Genomic DNA, 16200 nt, shown 5'->3' with positions numbered 1-16200 from the left:
TGCGGCTCACAGCTTCCCGCCGCGTTTCCCGTCGCGGGGCGCGGGCGCGATGAGCGTCGAGAGGTACGGCAGCGGCGCACCATCGAGGTCGTCGGCCCGCCGGATCGACTCGCCCTCCAGGCCGAGCGCCGACCCCCAGACCGCGTCGTCGATCCGCCCGCTGTCCCGCAGCGCCTCGGCGACCTCCCGCGCCTGCCGCCCGAACTTGTACGCGACGACCGTGCCCGGCCCGTTCAGCGCGTCCTTCAGCACCGCCGCGCCCGCCGTCACCGGGACGAGCGTGAGCGGCTCGGTGCCCTCGGTGAGCACGGCGCCCGAGCGGGCCGCGAGGTCCTGCATGGCGGTGATGCCGGGCACGCTCTCCACGACCGTGCCGGGGACCAGCTCGCCGATGGTGTGGGCGAGGTAGGTGAACGTCGAGTACACGTTGGGGTCGCCGATGGTCGCGAAGGCGACCGTGGAGTGCCGGGCGAGGAGCCCCGCGACCCGCGCGCCCGCCGCGTCCCAGGCGGCCTCGCGCCGCGCGTGGTCGCTGCGCTCGTTGAGCGCGAAGACCACCCGCAGGACCTTCTCCTGCGGCACGTAGTGCAGGACGGTCGCCTCGGCGCGCCCCCGTTCACCGGTGTCCATCACGGGGACGACGACGACCTCCGCGGCCCGGAGCGCGTTGACGCCCTTGACGGTCACCAGCTCGGGGTCGCCGGGGCCGACCCCGACTCCGATCAGCTTGCTGTTCATGACGTCAGGCACCTCTCCACGAACCGACGGGCCACACCGGGCTCGGACGCCCAGTGCGTGTGCAGATAACTCGCGTGCACGCCGTGCTGCACGAAACCTTCGACGCGCCGCTCGGGCGCGAGCACCCCCCAGGCGGGGGCCGGACCGGCGCCGGGCTCGACGACGGTCCGGTGGAACTCGTGCCCGCGCATCCGCGTACCGGCCGCGGCGAGCACACTGTCGCCGACGGCCACGGCGTCCCGGTAGCCGAGGGTGAGCCGCTCGTGCATCCGGGCCGTGGCGTCGATCACCCCGCACATGGGCTGCCCGTCGAGCTCCCGCGCCAGGTAGAGCAGCCCGGCGCACTCGGCAGCGACCGGCGCCCCGGCGAACGCCAGCTCGGCCACCGCCTTGCGCAGCGGCTCGTTGGCGGACAGCTCGGGCGCGTACACCTCGGGGAAGCCGCCGCCGATGACCAACCCGCCCGTCCCGTCGGGAAGTCGCTCGTCCCGGAGCGGGTCGAAGACGACGACCTCGGCCCCGGCCGCGGTGAGCAGTTCGGCGTGTTCGGCGTAGGAGAAGGTGAAGGCGGGACCACCGGCGACGGCGACGCGCCGCATCCCGAACGCGGGTTCCGGCGCCGTCGAGGGGTGGGCCGTGCCGTCCGCCGTCGGAGCGCGGCCGGTCGTCGCGGTGTGATGCGCCGCGGCCGACGGGCGGATCGCCCCGGCCGCGTCCCACGCGACGCCCGGCAGGTCGCCCGCACCGCGTGCCAGCGCGAACAGCGCGTCCAGGTCGCACCCGGCGCGTACCTGAGCGGCCATCGCGGCGACCGCGTCGACCGCCTCAGCGCGCCGCTCGGCGACCGGCACGAGCCCCAGGTGCCGTGACGGGGTGCCGACCTGCGGGGCCCGCCGCAGCGCGCCGAGAACCGGTACTCCGGAGGCGTCCAGCGCCTCGCGGAGCATGGCCTCGTGCCGGTCGGAGCCCACCTTGTTGAGGATCACGCCGGCGACCCGCACCTCGGGGTCCCAGGAGGCGAAGCCGTGCACCAGCGCGGCCACCGACCGCGACTGCGAGGACGCGTCGACGACCAGCACCACGGGCGCGCGCAGCAGCTTCGCCACCTGCGCCGTGGACGCGAGTTCGCCCTCCCCGGCGGCGCCGTCGTAGAGGCCCATCACGCCCTCGACGACGGCGACGTCGCAGCCGCGCGCGCCGTGCGCGAACAACGGCCCGATCAGCTCGGTGCCGCAAAGGTAGGAGTCCAGGTTCCGTCCCACGCGCCCGGTGGCGAGGGCGTGGTAGCCGGGATCGATGTAGTCGGGCCCCACCTTGTGCGGAGACACGGCGAGCCCCCGCGCGGCGAAGGCCGCCATCAGCCCGGTGGCCACGGTGGTCTTGCCGCTGCCCGAGGAGGGCGCGGCGACGACCAGCCGGGGGACGGAGGACATCACCACTCGATGCCCCTCTGGCCCTTCTGGCCCGCGTCCATCGGGTGCTTGACCTTGGACATGTCGGTCACCAGATCGGCCAGCCCGACAAGCTTCTCCGGTGCGTTGCGGCCGGTGATGACGACGTGCTGGGTCCCGGGCCGGTCCCGCAGCACCTCCACCACCTCGTCGGTGTCCACCCACCCCCAGTGCATGGGGTACGCGAACTCGTCGAGCACGTACAGCTTGTACGTCTCCGCGGCGAGGTCCCGCTTGACCTGCTCCCAGCCCTCGCGGGCCTTGTCCTCGTTGTCCATCTGCGCGTCGCGCTGGACCCAGGACCAGCCCTCGCCCATCTTGTGCCAGTCGACGGTGCCGCCCTCGCCGGAGGCCCCGAGCACGCGCAGCGCGTTCTCCTCGCCGACCTTCCACTTCGCCGACTTGACGAACTGGAACACCCCGATGGGCCATCCCTGGTTCCAGGCGCGCAGCGCGAGCCCGAACGCGGCCGTCGACTTGCCCTTGCCGATCCCCGTGTGCACGACGACCAGCGGACGGTTCCGTCGCTGACGAGTCGTCAGGCCGTCGTCCGGTACGACACTCGGCTGTCCCTGCGGCACTACGCGGCCCTCCTCGAAGTCCCCTGCACGTCCCGGACGAGCCCGGCGAGGGAGTCCGCCCGCAACGCGTCCAACGTCACCGCCGTACCTCCCAGTTCACCCGCGAGCTGCCCCGCGAGCCCGAGCCGCACCGGCCCCGACTCGCAGTCGACGACCACCGACGCGACCCCGTCGGCCGCGAACAGCCGCGCCGCGCGCCCGGCCGTCGCGACCGGCTCCGGCCCGCCCGTGGCCCGCCCGTCGGTCACCAGGACGACCAGCGGCCGCCGCGCGGAGTCCCGCAGCCGCTCGACGCGCAGCACGTCGTGCGCCCGCAGCAGTCCGGCGGACAGCGGGGTGCGGCCACCCGTCGGCAGCGACTCCAGCCGGGCCGCCGCCGCGTCCACCGACGACGTGGGCGGCAGCGCGACCTCGGCGGCCGAACCGCGGAACGTCACGAGCCCGACCTTGTCCCGCCGCTGGTAGGCGTCGAGCAGCAGCGACAGCACCGCGCCCTTGACCGCGCTCATCCGCTGCCGGGCGGCCATGGAACCGGAGGCGTCCACGACGAACAGCACGAGGTTGCCCTCACGGCCCTCCCGCGTCGCCTGCCGCAGATCGTCCCGCCGCACGACAAGACCGCGTCCCGACCGCCCCCGCGCCAACTGGTGCGGGGCGGCGGCCTGGACGGTCGCTGCCAGGTGCAGCTTGGTGAGCGTCCCCCGGGGACGCCGCGAGCCGGTCGTCCGGCCGTGCTCGGTCCGCGCGCGCGAACGCCGGCCGGCCGCGCCCTCACCGAGGCCGGGCACGCTCAGCACCTTCGTGCGGAAGGGTTCGGCCGACCGCACCGGCGACTGCTCGCCGGCGCCCTGGCCGGCCGGGGCCTGCCCGTCCTTTGACGGCTCGCCCTGCGCGGGCACGTCACCCGCGGGGGAGCCGTCGTCCGGCCCCTCCTGCGGCGGCTGGCCGCCGCCCGGCCCGTCCGGGTCCGGGTCGTCGTCGGGGCCGCCGTCGCCCTCGCCGTCCGAACCGCTGAACTCCTCCAGCGTCTCGTCGAGTTTGTCCTCGTCGAGTCCCGGCGCGTCGAAGGGATTGCGCCGCCTGCGGTGCGGCAGGGCCAGCAGGGCCGCCTGCCGGACGTCCTCGGCGAGCACGTCGGTGCGCCCCGCCCACGCGGCGAGCGCGGTCGCCGTACGCGCCATCACGATGTCGGCGCGCATGCCGTCCACCTCGAAGGCCGCGCAGGTCGCCGCGATCTGCCGCAGCGCGCCGTCCCCGAGCCGCACGGACGGCAGCAGCGCGCGGGCCGCCACGATCCGGCCCCGCACCTCCGCCTCCTCGTCCGCCCAGCGCGCCACGAACGCCGCCGGGTCGTCGTCGTGGGCGAGCCTGCGGCGCACGACCTCGACCCGCTGGTCGGGCTCCCGCGACGCGGCGACCTCGACGGTCAGCCCGAACCGGTCCAGCAACTGCGGCCGCAGCTCGCCCTCTTCGGGGTTCATCGTCCCGACGAGCAGGAACCGCGCCGCGTGCCGTACGGACACACCCTCGCGCTCGACGTAGGAGGCGCCCATCGCCGCCGCGTCCAGCAGCAGGTCGACCAGATGGTCGTGGAGGAGGTTCACCTCGTCGACGTACAGGATGCCGCGGTGCGCGTCGGCGAGCAGGCCCGGCTCGAAGGCCTTCACGCCCTCGGAGAGCGCCCGCTCGATGTCCAGGGCGCCGACCAGTCGGTCCTCGGACGCGCCGACGGGCAGTTCCACCATCCGGGCCGGACGGGTCGTGGTCGCCTCCACCTCGTGCGGCCCGTCGGGGCAGGCCGGGTCGGGGGCGCCCGGATCGCAGGAGAAACGGCAGCCGGTGACCACGTCGACCGCCGGCAGCAGCGCCGAAAGGGCGCGTACGGCCGTCGACTTGGCGGTGCCCTTCTCGCCGCGGACGAGCACACCGCCCACGGCCGGTGACACGGCGTTCAGCAGCAGCGCGAGCCGCAGGTCGTCCTGGCCGACCACCGCCGTGAACGGGAACGGAGTACTCACTGGTCGTCGCCCTCCAAGTCGCCTTCGAGCTCCAGATAGGTGGTGCGCAGCCGCTCCAGCGTGTCCGCGTCCGGCTCGGCCCACAGACCGCGGTCGGCCGCTTCGAGGAGCCGCTCGGTGATACCGCGCAGCGCCCACGGGTTGGACTTCTTCATGAAGTCCCGGTTCTCCGCGTCGAAGACGTACTCCGCGCTGAGCTTCTCGTACATCCAGTCGTCCACGACACCGGCCGTGGCGTCGTACCCGAAGAGGTAGTCGACCGTCGCCGCCATCTCGAAGGCTCCCTTGTAGCCGTGCCGCCGCATCGCGGCCATCCAGCGCGGGTTGACCACCCGGGCGCGGAAGACACGGTGCGTCTCTTCGCCGAGCGTGCGGGTCTTCACCTGGTCGGGCACGGCCGAGTCGCCGACGTACGCCTCCGGGCTGGCGCCCGTCAGATGGCGCACCATCGCGACCATGCCGCCGTGGTACTGGAAGTAGTCGTCGGCGTCGACGAGGTCGTGCTCGCGGGTGTCGACGTTCTTCGCCGCGACCGCGATGCGCTTGAACGCGGTCTCCATGTCGCCGCGCGCCGCCCGTCCGTCGAGCCCGCGCCCGTAGGCGTAACCGCCCCACACCGCGTACACCTCGGCGAGGTCCGCGTCCGAGCGCCAGTTGCGGGCGTCGATCAGCGGCAGCAGCCCGGCGCCGTACGCTCCCGGCTTCGAACCGAAGATACGGGCGGTCGCGCGCCGCCGGTCACCGTGCTCCGCGGTGTCCTCGTCGGCGTGCCGGCGCACGTAGTTGCGGTCGGCGGGCTCGTCCAGCTCGGCGACCGTGCGCACCGCGTCGTCGATCAGCCCGACGACGTGCGGGAACGCGTCCCGGAAGAAGCCCGAGATACGGACCGTGACGTCGATGCGGGGGCGGCCCAGCTCGTCGAGCGGGACGACCTCGAAGCCGGTGACGCGCCGCGAGGCGTCGTCCCACACCGGGCGGCAGCCCAGCAGCGCGAGGATCTCCGCGATGTCGTCGCCCTGCGTACGCATGGCGGACGTGCCCCAGACCGTCAGCCCGACGGACGTCGGGTAGTCACCGGTGTCCTGGAGGTAGCGCTGCACGAGCGAGTCCGCGAGGGCCTGGCCGACCTCCCAACTCAGCCGGGACGGAATGGCCTTGGGGTCGACGGAGTAGAAGTTCCGGCCCGTCGGCAGCACGTTGACGAGTCCGCGCGTCGGTGAACCCGACGGACCCGCGGGGACGTAACCGCCGTTCAGCGCCTTGAGGATGTGCGCGATCTCGTCCGTCGTCCGGGCGAGCCGCGGCACGACCTCGCGGCACGCGAACTCCAGCACGGCCACGGCGTCGGGGAGTTCGGCGCCCAGTACCTCCCGTGCGAGGGCCGGGACGGCGGCCGCGTCCCAGCCGCGCTCCTCCATGCCCAGCGCCGCCCGCCGGCACAACTGCTCCAGCAGGTCGATCGCGTCGGCCGCCGTACGGCAGGGGCCCTCCACGAGGTCGCTCAGCTCGACGGGCACTCTCACCGGGGCACCCGGCTCGGCCAGCAACTCCTTCTCCACCAGACCGAAGTGCTCGGCGAGAGCGGCCCGCAGACCGGGCAGCGCGTTCGCCGCGCCGCCCCACACCTGCGAGGCGCGCAGCACGGCCAGCACCAGGTTCACCCGCGGCTCGGCCTCCGGACCGCCGCCCAGGATGTGCAGGCCGTCGCGGATCTGCACGTCCTTGATCTCGCACAGATAGCCGTCGACGTGCATCACGAACGCGTCGAAGTCGCCGTCGTCCGGCTGCTCGTCGAGGTGCAGGTCGTGATGGAGCTCGGCCGCCTTGACCAGGGTCCAGATCTGCGCGCGGACCGCCGGGGCCTTCGTCGGGTCCAGGTCGGACACCAGCGCGTACTCGTCGAGGAGCTGTTCCAGCTTCGCGAGGTCCCCGTACGTGTCCGCGCGGGCCATCGGCGGCACCAGGTGGTCGACGACGGTCGCGTGCCCGCGCCGCTTGGCCTGCGTGCCCTCGCCCGGGTCGTTGACGATGAACGGGTAGACCAGGGGGAGTTCACCGAGGACGGCGTCGGGCGCGCAGCCACCGCTGAGCCCGAGACCCTTGCCCGGCAGCCACTCCATCGTGCCGTGCTTGCCCATGTGCACGACGGCGTCCGCGCCGAAGCCCCCCTCCGATGTCGCGGCCTCCAGCCAGCGGTAGGCCGCCATGTAGTGGTGCGACGGCGGCATGTCCGGGTCGTGGTAGATCGCGATCGGGTTCTCGCCGAAGCCGCGCGGCGGCTGGATCATCACCACGACGTTCCCGAACCGCAGGCACGCCAGCACGATGTCGTCGCCGTCCACGTAGAGCGAGCCCGGCGGCTCGCCCCACGCCTCCAGCATGCCGGCGCGCAGGCCGGGGTCGAGCGTGTCGAACCAGGCCCGGTAGTCGGCCAGCGGCACGCGCGCCGACGCGGCGGCGAGCTGGTCCTCGGTCAGCCACTCCACGTCGTGGCCGCCGGCCGCGATGAGCCGGTGGATCAACTCGTCGCCGTTGTCCGGGTATTCGGTGAGGGCGTAGCCGGCGTCGCGCAGTGCGTCGAGCACCCGCACCGCCGAGGCGGGCGTGTCGAGGCCGACCGCGTTGCCGACCCGCGAATGCTTGGTCGGGTAGGCGGTGAAGACGATCCCGAGCTTCTTCTCCGCGTTCGGCTTGTGCTTCAACAGGGCGTGCCGCAGGGCGATCCCGGCGACGCGCGCGGCCCGCTCCGGGTCGGCGACGTACACCGGGACGTCGTCCGGGCCCTGTTCCTTGAAGGAGAACGGCACGGTGATCAGACGGCCGTCGAACTCCGGGATCGCGACCTGCATCGCGGCGTCCATGGGGGACAGCGCGGCGTCGGACGCGTCCCAGGCGCTCTTCGACGAGGTCAGGCAGAGCCCCTGCAGGACGGGGATGTCGAGGTCGGCGAGGGCCCCGATGTCCCAGGCCTCCTCGTCGCCGCCCGCGGACGCCTGCGAGGCGTGCGTGCCGCCCGCCGCGAGGACGGTGGCGACGAGCGCGTCGGCCCGGGCGAGGATCTCGTACAGGCCCGCGTCCGCGTCGCGCAGCGAACCGCAGTACACGGCAAGGGCGTTGGCCCCACGCTCCTCGATCGCGTCGCACAGCGTGTCGACGAACGCGGTGTTCCCGGACAGCTCGTGCGCCCGGTAGAACAGCACGCCGACGGTCGGCCGGCCCTCGACGAACGCGCGTTCGCCGTGGACCCCGAACTCCGCGGTCTTGTGCGGCTCCTCGAACCCCTCACCCGTCAGCAGCACGGTGTCGGAGAGGAACCGGGCCAGCTCGGCGAGGTTGGCCGGGCCGCCCTCGACGAGATAGCGCAGCGCCTCCGCGACCACCCCGGCGGGCACCGACGACTCGGCCATCAGCTCGGCGTCCGGGACGGACTCGCCGCCCAGCAGCACGGTGGGGATGCCGGACGCCTTCAGGAAGGCCAGTCCGTCCTCCCAGGCCCGCTTGCCGCCGAGCAGCCGTACGACGGCGAGGTCGGCGCCCCGGGCGAGCGCGGGGAGTTCGTCCACGACGTCCACCCGGGTCGGATTGCCGATCCGGTAGGCGACGCCGGAGGCGCGGGCCGCCAGCAGATCCGTGTCGGCGGTCGACAACAACAACACTGTGCTCATGCGGGCGCTCCCGGTGGGATGAAAGGCAGTCCTTGCGGCGCGCCCGACTCGATGAGTCGCCACAGCGCGTCCGTGTCCGCGTGTTCCTCGATCAGGTCGCCGAGCCGGTCGAGCTGCTCCTCGCGCAGCGCGGCGAACGACGTGTCGGCCGCCGGTACGAAGCGGCGGCCGGCGGCGGCGGCCACCGCGCGCAGAAAGGCCCGGCGGAAACCGTCCGACTCCAGGGAGCCGTGCCAGTGCGTGCCCCAGACGGCGCCGACCCGGCACCCGTCCAGGAAGGGCTCACCGCCGGTCACTTCGGCGACACCGTGATGGATCTCGTACCCCTCGACGGGCTCGCCGAGGGCCTCGCCGGCCGGCCGGGTCAGGGTCTTCTCCCGTGCGAACCGCACACGGACGGGGAGGAGTCCGAGCCCGTCGACCTGCCCGGCCCGCGACTCGACCTCGTCCTCGATGTGCTCCCCGAGGAGCTGGAAGCCGCCGCAGATCCCCAGCACCGGGCGCCCCTCGGCGGCCCGGCGGGCGATCGCGTCCGCGAGGCCCCGCTCGCGCAGCCACGCCAGCGCCTTCACGGTGCCCCGGGTCCCCGGCACGACGACCAGGTCCGCGTCGGCCAGCTCCTCCGCCCGGTCCACGAAGCGCACGACGACGCCCGGTTCGGCGGCCAGCGCGTCCACGTCGGTGAAGTTCGACATCAGCGGGACCGCGCACACGGCGACCCGCAGGATGTCCTCTCCGACGGGGGAGGAGACGGCCGATTCACGGACCGTGCCGCGCAGCGACACCCGCAGCCCGTCCTCCTCGTCGATCCCCAGCCCGTGCCGGAAGGGCAGCACCCCGTAGGTGCGGCGCCCGGTGAGACCGTGCAGCATGTCGAGCCCGGGTTCCAGCAGCCCGACGTCGCCGCGGAACTTGTTGACGAGGAACCCGGCGACGAGCGCCTGGTCCTCGGGCGACAGCAGGGCGACGGTTCCGAAGAACGAGGCGAACACCCCGCCCCGGTCGATGTCGCCGACGACGAGCACGGGCAGCCCCGCGTTCCGCGCGACACCCATGTTCACGATGTCGGTGCGCCGCAGATTGATCTCGGCCGGACTGCCGGCCCCCTCACAGATCACCGCGTCATACGTGCCCCGCAACTGGGCGAGACAGTCGAGAACGGTCCCGAGCAGTGCTTCCCGACGGCCCCCGTGCGGGGTGTCTCCGCCGGACGCGCCGGCCGACCGCGGGTCCGGCGGCCCCCCGAAGAACCCGCGGGCGCTCATCTCGCCCACCGGCTTTCCCATCAGGACGACCTGACTGGTGCGGTCGCTGCCCGGTTTGAGCAGCACGGGGTTCATCAGCGCCGTCGGCTCCACGCGGGCGGCCTGTGCCTGCATGGCCTGCGCCCGTCCGATCTCGGCGCCCTCCCGCGTGACGAACGAGTTCAGGGACATGTTCTGCGCCTTGAACGGCGCGACCTTCACGCCCTGGCGCACCAGCCACCGGCAGATCCCGGCGGTCACGACGCTCTTGCCCGCGTCGGAGGTGGTTCCGGCGATCAGCAGTCCGCCGCTCATGCCGTACGTCCCTTCCTGGTCAGCAGTACGCGTCCGGCCGCACTCACGCCGAGGGCCAGCCAGCCGACGCGACGGGAGAGCCGTACGGCCCGTTCGATGTCGGCGACCCGGACGGGGCGCCCGGTGTCGTTCAGCACGGGCCGGTGCTCGACCCGGCCCCCGTACGAGAGGGTCCCGCCCAGCCGCACGCCGAGCGCGCCGGCGAAGGAGGCCTCCACCGGACCGGCGTTGGGACTCGGATGCCTGCGCGCGTCGGCCCGCCAGGCCCGAGCGGCGCCCCGCGGGTCGGGCCCGGCCACGGTCGCGAGGGCGGCGGTCAGCCGGGCTCCGGGCCAGCCGGCGACGTCGTCGAGCCGTGCTGAAGCCCAGCCGTAGCGGCGGTACTTGGGGGACCGGTGCCCGACCATCGCGTCGAGCGTGTTGACGGCGCGGAAGGCGACCAGTCCGGGCACACCGGCGGCGGCACCCCAGACCAGAGCGCCGACCACCGCGTCGGAGGTGTTCTCGGCGACCGACTCGACGACGGCCCGCGCGACACCGTCGGCGTCCAGCGCCTGCGGGTCGCGCCCGCACAGATGCGGCAGCCGCTCCCGCGCGACGTCGATGTCCCCGGCCGCGAGCGCGCCGCCGATCGCCCGTGCCTCACGGCCGAGTGAGGTCCCCCCGACGACGGCCCAGGTGGCGGCGGCGGTCAGGGCGACGGACGCGGCGCCCGAGGAACGCAGGGAACGGCCGGCGAGCGCGGCGAGGCCGGTGGCACCGCCCACGCACACGGCTGTGTGCAGCGCGCCCCACCCGCGGTGGTCACGCCACAGGGTTCGCTCGACGGCCCCGGCAGCCCGGCCGAACGCGGCGACCGGATGGGCCCGGCGGGGATCGCCGAGCAGCAGGTCGCCGAGGAGGCCGGCGGCGGCACCGTACGCGAAGACGCGATCGGCCCGCACGGGGTCAGCCCGCCGTGGGGTGCGGCAGAACTCTCACGGACGTCAGGACCGGCAACAGGCAGCCGCGCATGGCGATATGTCCTCACTCAGGGTGTCCACGCCCTGGTTCGACGAGACCGGCGGCGAGAGTTCCTGGCTCCCGGGGAGTTTCCTCCCCGATGACAGTGGCGGGACCGCGCCGGATTCGCACCGGCTTCCTCTCATGCCGCCGTACTTGGCTCCGGCAGTCCACCACGGGGTGAGAACGGCCGTCAACTTGCTGTTGACCTGCGGAGGGAGAGTGTGCGAAGCCCCACACAGCACTGGGGTGCGGGACGGAGATCCGTCCCGCACCCCAGGTGAAGTGCTGCCCGAGAACGGCCCGTTCGGGGCCGTTCGTGCCGGGTTACTTGCTCATGATCAGTGAGATGCCGTACGCCACCGCCGCGGCGCAGGCCGCGAAGCAGACGTAGGCGCCGGTGGCCGCCGCGACGGCGGAACCGCCCTGGCCCGACTCCTTCTTGGAGAGTCCGGCGACGCCGAGGGTGAAGAGGCCGACGAGGACGACGGTGGCTCCGAGACTGACCCCGAAGACGGACCCGAGGGCTGACCAGTCGATGTGCATGCTGTTTCTTCCTTCGGTTCTCAGGCCACGCGCGACGGCGCCGACGGGTTCGCCGTGGGCTCGGCGGGTGCGGGGATGGTGGCCGTGAGTTCGTCGGTCACGGTGCCGGCCGGGGGCGGGGTGACGGCGGCGATGGCCGTGGTGACCACGCCGGCGGGCTCCTCGGCGTTCACGTTGGTGTGGTCGATGACCTCGCGGCGCGAGCGGCGCCAGATCGCGAGGCTGGAGGCGACCAGGAAGACGGCGACGAGCGTGGTGCCCCAGGCGCCGAAGCCGGTGACCCACTCGGCGAGCGCGCCGACCAATGCGGCGGCGGGCAGGGTGAGCGCCCAGGCGACGAACATCCGGGTGGCGGTGGACCAGCGGACCACACCGCCCTTGCGGCCGAGGCCCGCACCCATCACGGAGCCGGAGACGGCGTGGGTGGTGGAGAGGGAGAAGCCGATGTGTGCGGAGGCGAGGATGACCGTCGCGGCGCTGGTCTGGGCGGCGAAGCCCTGCTGCGGCTGGAGGTCGGTCAGGCCCTTGCCCATGGTGCGGATGATGCGCCAGCCGCCCCAGTAGGTGCCGAGCGCGATCGCGAGACCGGCGGAGAGGATGACCCAGACCGGCGGGTCGGAGTCGGGGGCGACGGCGCCACCGGCGACCAGCGCCAGGGTGATGATGCCCATCGTCTTCTGCGCGTCGTTGGTGCCGTGGGCCAGCGAGACCAGGCCCGCGGAGGCTATCTGGCCGGCGCGGTACCCCTTCTCGGTGGCCTTGCCACCGGCGTTGCTGCTGAGCTTGTACGACAGCCGGGTGGCCAGCATCGCGGCCAGACCGGCCACGATCGGGGCCGCGACGGCGGGTATGAGCACCTTGCCGACCAGGACGTCCCCGTGCACCGCGCCGGTGCCGGCCGAGGCGATGGTGGCGCCGACCAGGCCACCCATGAGGGCGTGCGAAGAACTGGACGGGAGTCCGATGAGCCACGTCACCAGGTTCCAGAGGATCGCGCCCACCAGGGCGGCGAAGATCACTTCGGGCTGGATGCCGGACTCGTCGACGAGGCCTTTGGAGATCGTGTTGGCGACCTCCACCGAGAGGAAGGCGCCGACAAGGTTCAGCACGGCGGACATGGCCACCGCGACCTTGGGCTTGAGTGCGCCGGTCGAGATGGTGGTGGCCATCGCGTTGGCGGTGTCGTGGAAACCGTTCGTGAAATCGAACACGAGAGCGGTAACGATCACGATTCCGAGGAGGAGCGTGATGTGTTCCATTTACCCAGGCTTCTGTTGGACGTCAGTGGCAGGTGGACCGTAAGCAACCTGGATGAACGGAAGGTGAACTGGGTCGGGCTTTGTGGTGTCCCGAACGGCGAATCCGCGTTCCGCTTGTCTCCGGGGGAGATGTCGGGGTTCGAACGGAGGCGGAATGTCGGGCTCCAGGACGGGTCGCTAGCCGCGCGCGAGTCGGTCGAGACCGGCCGGGGACCCGTGGAAGAGATCCTGGTCACCCGGCACGCTGCCGGTGGTGTCGTGCTGCCAGAAGGTCCAGGTGGACCAGCCTGCGGGAAGTACCCCCGGGGCGGCCGCGTCGTAGCGCGCCGGCCAGAGGGCGTGCCGCGCGGCGAAGGCGCGGCTGGAACCGGTGCGGGTGTTCCACCAGTGCGTGGTCGCGTAGACCGGCGTCCGGCCCGTCTCCCGCTCGACCTCGTCGCTGAAGTCCTTGATCCAGCGCACCATGGCGGCCGGGCTCAGCCCGTAGCAGGCGCGGCGCCGGGCGTACGGGTCGTACTCGATGTCCAGCGCGGGCGGCAGCGTCCGGCCGTCCGCGCGCCAGGCTCCGCCGTTGCGCACGAAGTACGCGGCCTGGGCGTTGCCGGACGACGTGTCCGGCAGCGCGAAGTGATAGGCGCCCCGCAGCAGGCCGGCCGCTCCCGCTCCGTCGTACTGACGGGCGAAGTAGGGGTTGCGGTAGGCCGTGGACTCGGTCGCCTTCACATAGACGAACCGGGCGCCCTTCGTCTCCGCGCTCCGCCAGTCGACGTCCCTCTGATGCGAGGAGACGTCGTGCCCTTCGACGCCGGCGGCGGGCCGGCTCGGGCTCTGGGACCGGGGCTCGGCATCGGGACGGGCGGGTGCTTGGGCCTGGGGCGGGGAGGGCGGCGAGAGCGGCACCCCCGACGGTGAGCGCCGCCGCGACGGCGGTCACGACGGCCCGGGCGCGCCGACGGAACAGATGGTGATCACGGGCCATGCGTCGTCCCCCCGGAACGGCTGCGTACGCGGCAAACCCCCGGAGGCTACTCGAATATCGGGTGACGCTTCCCATACCGGTCGATCTCGCACGATCTCCTCCGATCTCCTCCGATCTCCTCTGATCTCCTTCTCTCGCCGCGCAAGGCGTGACGAACGGAACACGAGCAGGTGCCCGGGCTCCCGAGCGCGCGGACGCCGTTCGCTCCGAAGTGGGTTCGCCCGCGGGGCGTTGACGCCGTCGACTGGCAGGATCGCGGCATGCCCGAACGGACCGGCGAGGCGACGGACGGGACGGCAGACGGACAGCTCAAGCGCCGCGGGCCATGCGGGCGGGACGACGGGAGGACGCACGGATGACGGATCGGCGTGACGGGCAGGACCGGCGCGATGAGGCCGGGCGCTACCCGGCTGACGTGCACGGTGAACGACTCCAGCGCGGTGACGCGCGGGACGACCCGCCGGCCGCGGTCACCGAGGCCACTGACGTCCCGGGGGAGGGGCGGGACGCCGTGATCGCGGCGGCATGGGACGAGCTCGTCGCGACGGCCCGCCGCACGGTGGCCGACGGGCTCGTCGTCGGAACCTCGGGGAACGTGTCCGTCCGCGTCGGAGACACCGTCCTGGTCACCCCCACCGGCGTGCCCTACGACCGGCTGAACCCCTCCGACGCCGTCGGCGTCGACCTCGACGGCCGCCGGGTCCTCGGGTCACTGCGTCCGACCAGCGAGCTGCCGATGCACCTCACCGTCTACCGCGAGACCGACGCCCGGGCCATCGTCCACACCCACGCCGCGCACGCCACGGCCGTGTCGGCCCTCGTCCCCGAACTGCCCCTGATCCACTACATGGCCGGTGCGCTCGGAGGCCCGGTCCGCGTCGCCGACTACGCGACCTACGGCACCCCGGAGCTGGCCGCGAACGTGCTCCGGGCGCTCGACGGCCGCACCGCCTGCCTCCTGCAGAACCACGGCACGCTCGCCCACGGAGCCTCACTGGACCAGGCCTACGACCGCACGGCCCAACTGGAGTGGATGTGCCGCGTCTGGCTCCTGTCCTCCTCGGTCCCGGGCCTGACCCCCCACCTGCTCTCACCCGCCCGGCTCCAGGAGGCCGGGGACCGCCTGCGCGGCTACGGACAGCAGGGCTAGCGGGCCTGCGCGGCACCGGGCGGACGCGTGCGCGGAGCACGCACGAGGAGCACGCACGAGGCCTCGCACCGGGCGGATCCGGACCGGCCGCGAGGCGAGGGACCCAAGGGCCGGAAGAACCCTCGGGACGAACCGGCCGCCGCGAGAACACTCCCGAGAGGGCCGTCACCGCCGGCCCCCTCCCACTGGCCGATGGCGGGCTCCACCGGGAGACTGGTCGGGTGCGCACCCTAAGAGCGACGGCCGCGGCCGTAACTGTCGCCACAGCCGTCGCCACAGCCGCCGGCGCGGCCTCCGTGGCCGCGGGCCGGTTCGCCAGCGACGCCGCGCTGAAAACGCGTCCCGGCAAGCCCCTGCCCACCGAACCCCGGCTCACCGTGCACGCCACGACGGCCGGCGGGATCACCCTGACCCGCGCCCTGGCCTCGCGGCGCCCCGGCACCTACGGCCTCGCGGGCGACGGCACCCACGCCGTCGTCGGCCCGGTCCAGGACGCCACCCCGCACACCGCCGACACCGTCGTCCGCCGACTGGACAGCGTCACCCACGGCTCCCTGGAACCCGGCGACAAGGTCTGGCTCGTCCCGAACCTGTACGTCGGTGACCCGCAGTCCGCCCTCGGCCTGGAGCACGCCGACGTCGACGTACCCGGCGAACTCGGCGCACTGCCCGCCTGGTTCGTCCCGGCCGTGCGCGACACCTGGATCATCACCGTGCACGGCCTGGGCGCCACCCGGGAACACCCGATGAACGTGATGAGGTTCCTGAACGAGCGGCACTTCCCGGTGCTCGACCTCGCCTACCGCGGCGACCTCGGCGCCCCGCGCTCCCCGGACGGCCTGAACCACCTCGGCGAGACCGAGTGGCGCGACCTCGACGCGGCCATCCGCTACGCCGTGCGATACGGCGCCCGGCGGATCATCCTGTACGGCTGGTCCACCGGCGCCACCATGGCGCTGCGCGCCGCCGCCCACTCCGCACTCCGCGAGCGGATCTCCGGCCTGATCCTGGACTCCCCGGTCCTCGACTGGGAGGCCACGCTGCGCGCCCTGGCCGGAGCGCGCCACACCCCGAACTTCCTGCTGCCCCTGGCCGTACGCGCCGCCCAGGGCCGCACCGGGGTGGGGGGGGGGGGCGGCCCCCCCCCCCCCCCCCCCCCCCCCCCCCCCCCCCCGCCCCCCCCCGCCCGCCCCCCCCCGCCCCCCCCCCCCCCCCCCGGCCGCCCAGCGCGCTGTCGGCGCGCCCGGCCTCC

General features: G+C 73.6%; 12 protein-coding genes and 1 riboswitch. Of the genes, 2 read left to right on the top strand and 10 right to left on the bottom strand.

Annotated features, from left to right (window positions below):
* Positions 1-6 precede the first annotated feature (6 nt).
* From cobI to ACIRQH_RS38315, 10 genes are all read right to left on the bottom strand, one after another.
* Positions 7-738, bottom strand: a complete 732-nt coding sequence (cobI, locus tag ACIRQH_RS38360; RefSeq protein WP_358822264.1) for a precorrin-2 C(20)-methyltransferase — start codon at positions 736-738, stop codon at positions 7-9.
* Positions 735-2171, bottom strand: coding sequence for a cobyrinate a,c-diamide synthase (locus tag ACIRQH_RS38355; protein WP_404229993.1), 1437 nt, complete (start codon positions 2169-2171; stop codon positions 735-737). The genes cobI and ACIRQH_RS38355 overlap by 4 nt, the downstream gene beginning before the upstream one ends.
* Entirely contained in the window at positions 2171-2770 is a 600-nt protein-coding gene (gene cobO, locus ACIRQH_RS38350) for a cob(I)yrinic acid a,c-diamide adenosyltransferase (protein ID WP_358822262.1), read from the bottom strand. The genes ACIRQH_RS38355 and cobO overlap by 1 nt, the downstream gene beginning before the upstream one ends.
* A complete protein-coding gene (locus ACIRQH_RS38345; RefSeq protein WP_358822261.1) occupies positions 2770-4788 on the bottom strand; it encodes a putative cobaltochelatase in 2019 nt (672 codons plus the stop codon). The genes cobO and ACIRQH_RS38345 overlap by 1 nt, the downstream gene beginning before the upstream one ends.
* On the bottom strand, positions 4785-8453 hold the full coding sequence (gene cobN, locus ACIRQH_RS38340) for a cobaltochelatase subunit CobN (RefSeq protein WP_404229989.1): 3669 nt from the start codon (positions 8451-8453) through the stop codon (positions 4785-4787). Before cobN ends, ACIRQH_RS38345 begins: the two co-directional genes overlap by 4 nt.
* Positions 8450-10012, bottom strand: coding sequence for a cobyric acid synthase (locus tag ACIRQH_RS38335; RefSeq protein ID WP_388877639.1), 1563 nt, complete (start codon positions 10010-10012; stop codon positions 8450-8452). The genes cobN and ACIRQH_RS38335 overlap by 4 nt, the downstream gene beginning before the upstream one ends.
* The gene (locus ACIRQH_RS38330; protein ID WP_358822258.1) at positions 10009-10956 is read right to left on the bottom strand and encodes a cobalamin biosynthesis protein; all 948 of its coding nucleotides are present in this window, start codon (positions 10954-10956) and stop codon (positions 10009-10011) included. Before ACIRQH_RS38330 ends, ACIRQH_RS38335 begins: the two co-directional genes overlap by 4 nt.
* Positions 10957-11059: 103 nt before the next feature.
* A riboswitch (cobalamin riboswitch) is annotated at positions 11060-11204 on the bottom strand.
* Between the two features lie 137 nt (positions 11205-11341).
* Positions 11342-11560, bottom strand: a complete 219-nt coding sequence (locus tag ACIRQH_RS38325; RefSeq protein ID WP_358822734.1) for a hypothetical protein — start codon at positions 11558-11560, stop codon at positions 11342-11344.
* Positions 11561-11580: 20 nt separating this feature from the next.
* A complete protein-coding gene (locus ACIRQH_RS38320) occupies positions 11581-12819 on the bottom strand; it encodes an inorganic phosphate transporter (protein WP_358822733.1) in 1239 nt (412 codons plus the stop codon).
* 177 nt (positions 12820-12996) lie between these two features.
* Entirely contained in the window at positions 12997-13719 is a 723-nt protein-coding gene (locus tag ACIRQH_RS38315; RefSeq protein WP_404229985.1) for a lysozyme, read from the bottom strand.
* Between the two features lie 434 nt (positions 13720-14153).
* Here ACIRQH_RS38315 and ACIRQH_RS38310 point away from each other — a divergent pair, with 434 nt between their 5' ends.
* Positions 14154-14948, top strand: coding sequence for a class II aldolase/adducin family protein (locus ACIRQH_RS38310; RefSeq protein WP_404229982.1), 795 nt, complete (start codon positions 14154-14156; stop codon positions 14946-14948).
* A gap of 221 nt (positions 14949-15169) precedes the next feature.
* On the top strand, positions 15170-16200 hold a 1031-nt coding region (locus tag ACIRQH_RS38305), incomplete at its 3' end, for an alpha/beta hydrolase family protein (protein ID WP_404229980.1).

This window comes from Streptomyces sp. NPDC102279, assembly GCF_044766365.1.
GTDB lineage: Bacteria > Actinomycetota > Actinomycetes > Streptomycetales > Streptomycetaceae > Streptomyces.
Note: the sequence above shows the minus strand (reverse complement) of the source record. Positions and strands in the feature narration are given on the sequence as shown.

Bases quoted from the DNA above. Each gene is read 5' to 3' on its own strand.
- cobI (WP_358822264.1), bottom strand. From the start codon at position 738: ATGAACAGCAAGCTGATCGGAGTCGGGGTCGGCCCCGGCGACCCCGAG.
- ACIRQH_RS38355 (WP_404229993.1), bottom strand. From the start codon at position 2,171: ATGTCCTCCGTCCCCCGGCTGGTCGTCGCCGCGCCCTCCTCGGGCAGC.
- cobN (WP_404229989.1), bottom strand. From the start codon at position 8,453: ATGAGCACAGTGTTGTTGTTGTCGACCGCCGACACGGATCTGCTGGCG.
- ACIRQH_RS38335 (WP_388877639.1), bottom strand. From the start codon at position 10,012: ATGAGCGGCGGACTGCTGATCGCCGGAACCACCTCCGACGCGGGCAAG.
- ACIRQH_RS38325 (WP_358822734.1), bottom strand. From the start codon at position 11,560: ATGCACATCGACTGGTCAGCCCTCGGGTCCGTCTTCGGGGTCAGTCTC.
- ACIRQH_RS38320 (WP_358822733.1), bottom strand. From the start codon at position 12,819: ATGGAACACATCACGCTCCTCCTCGGAATCGTGATCGTTACCGCTCTC.
- ACIRQH_RS38310 (WP_404229982.1), top strand. From the start codon at position 14,154: ATGACGGATCGGCGTGACGGGCAGGACCGGCGCGATGAGGCCGGGCGC.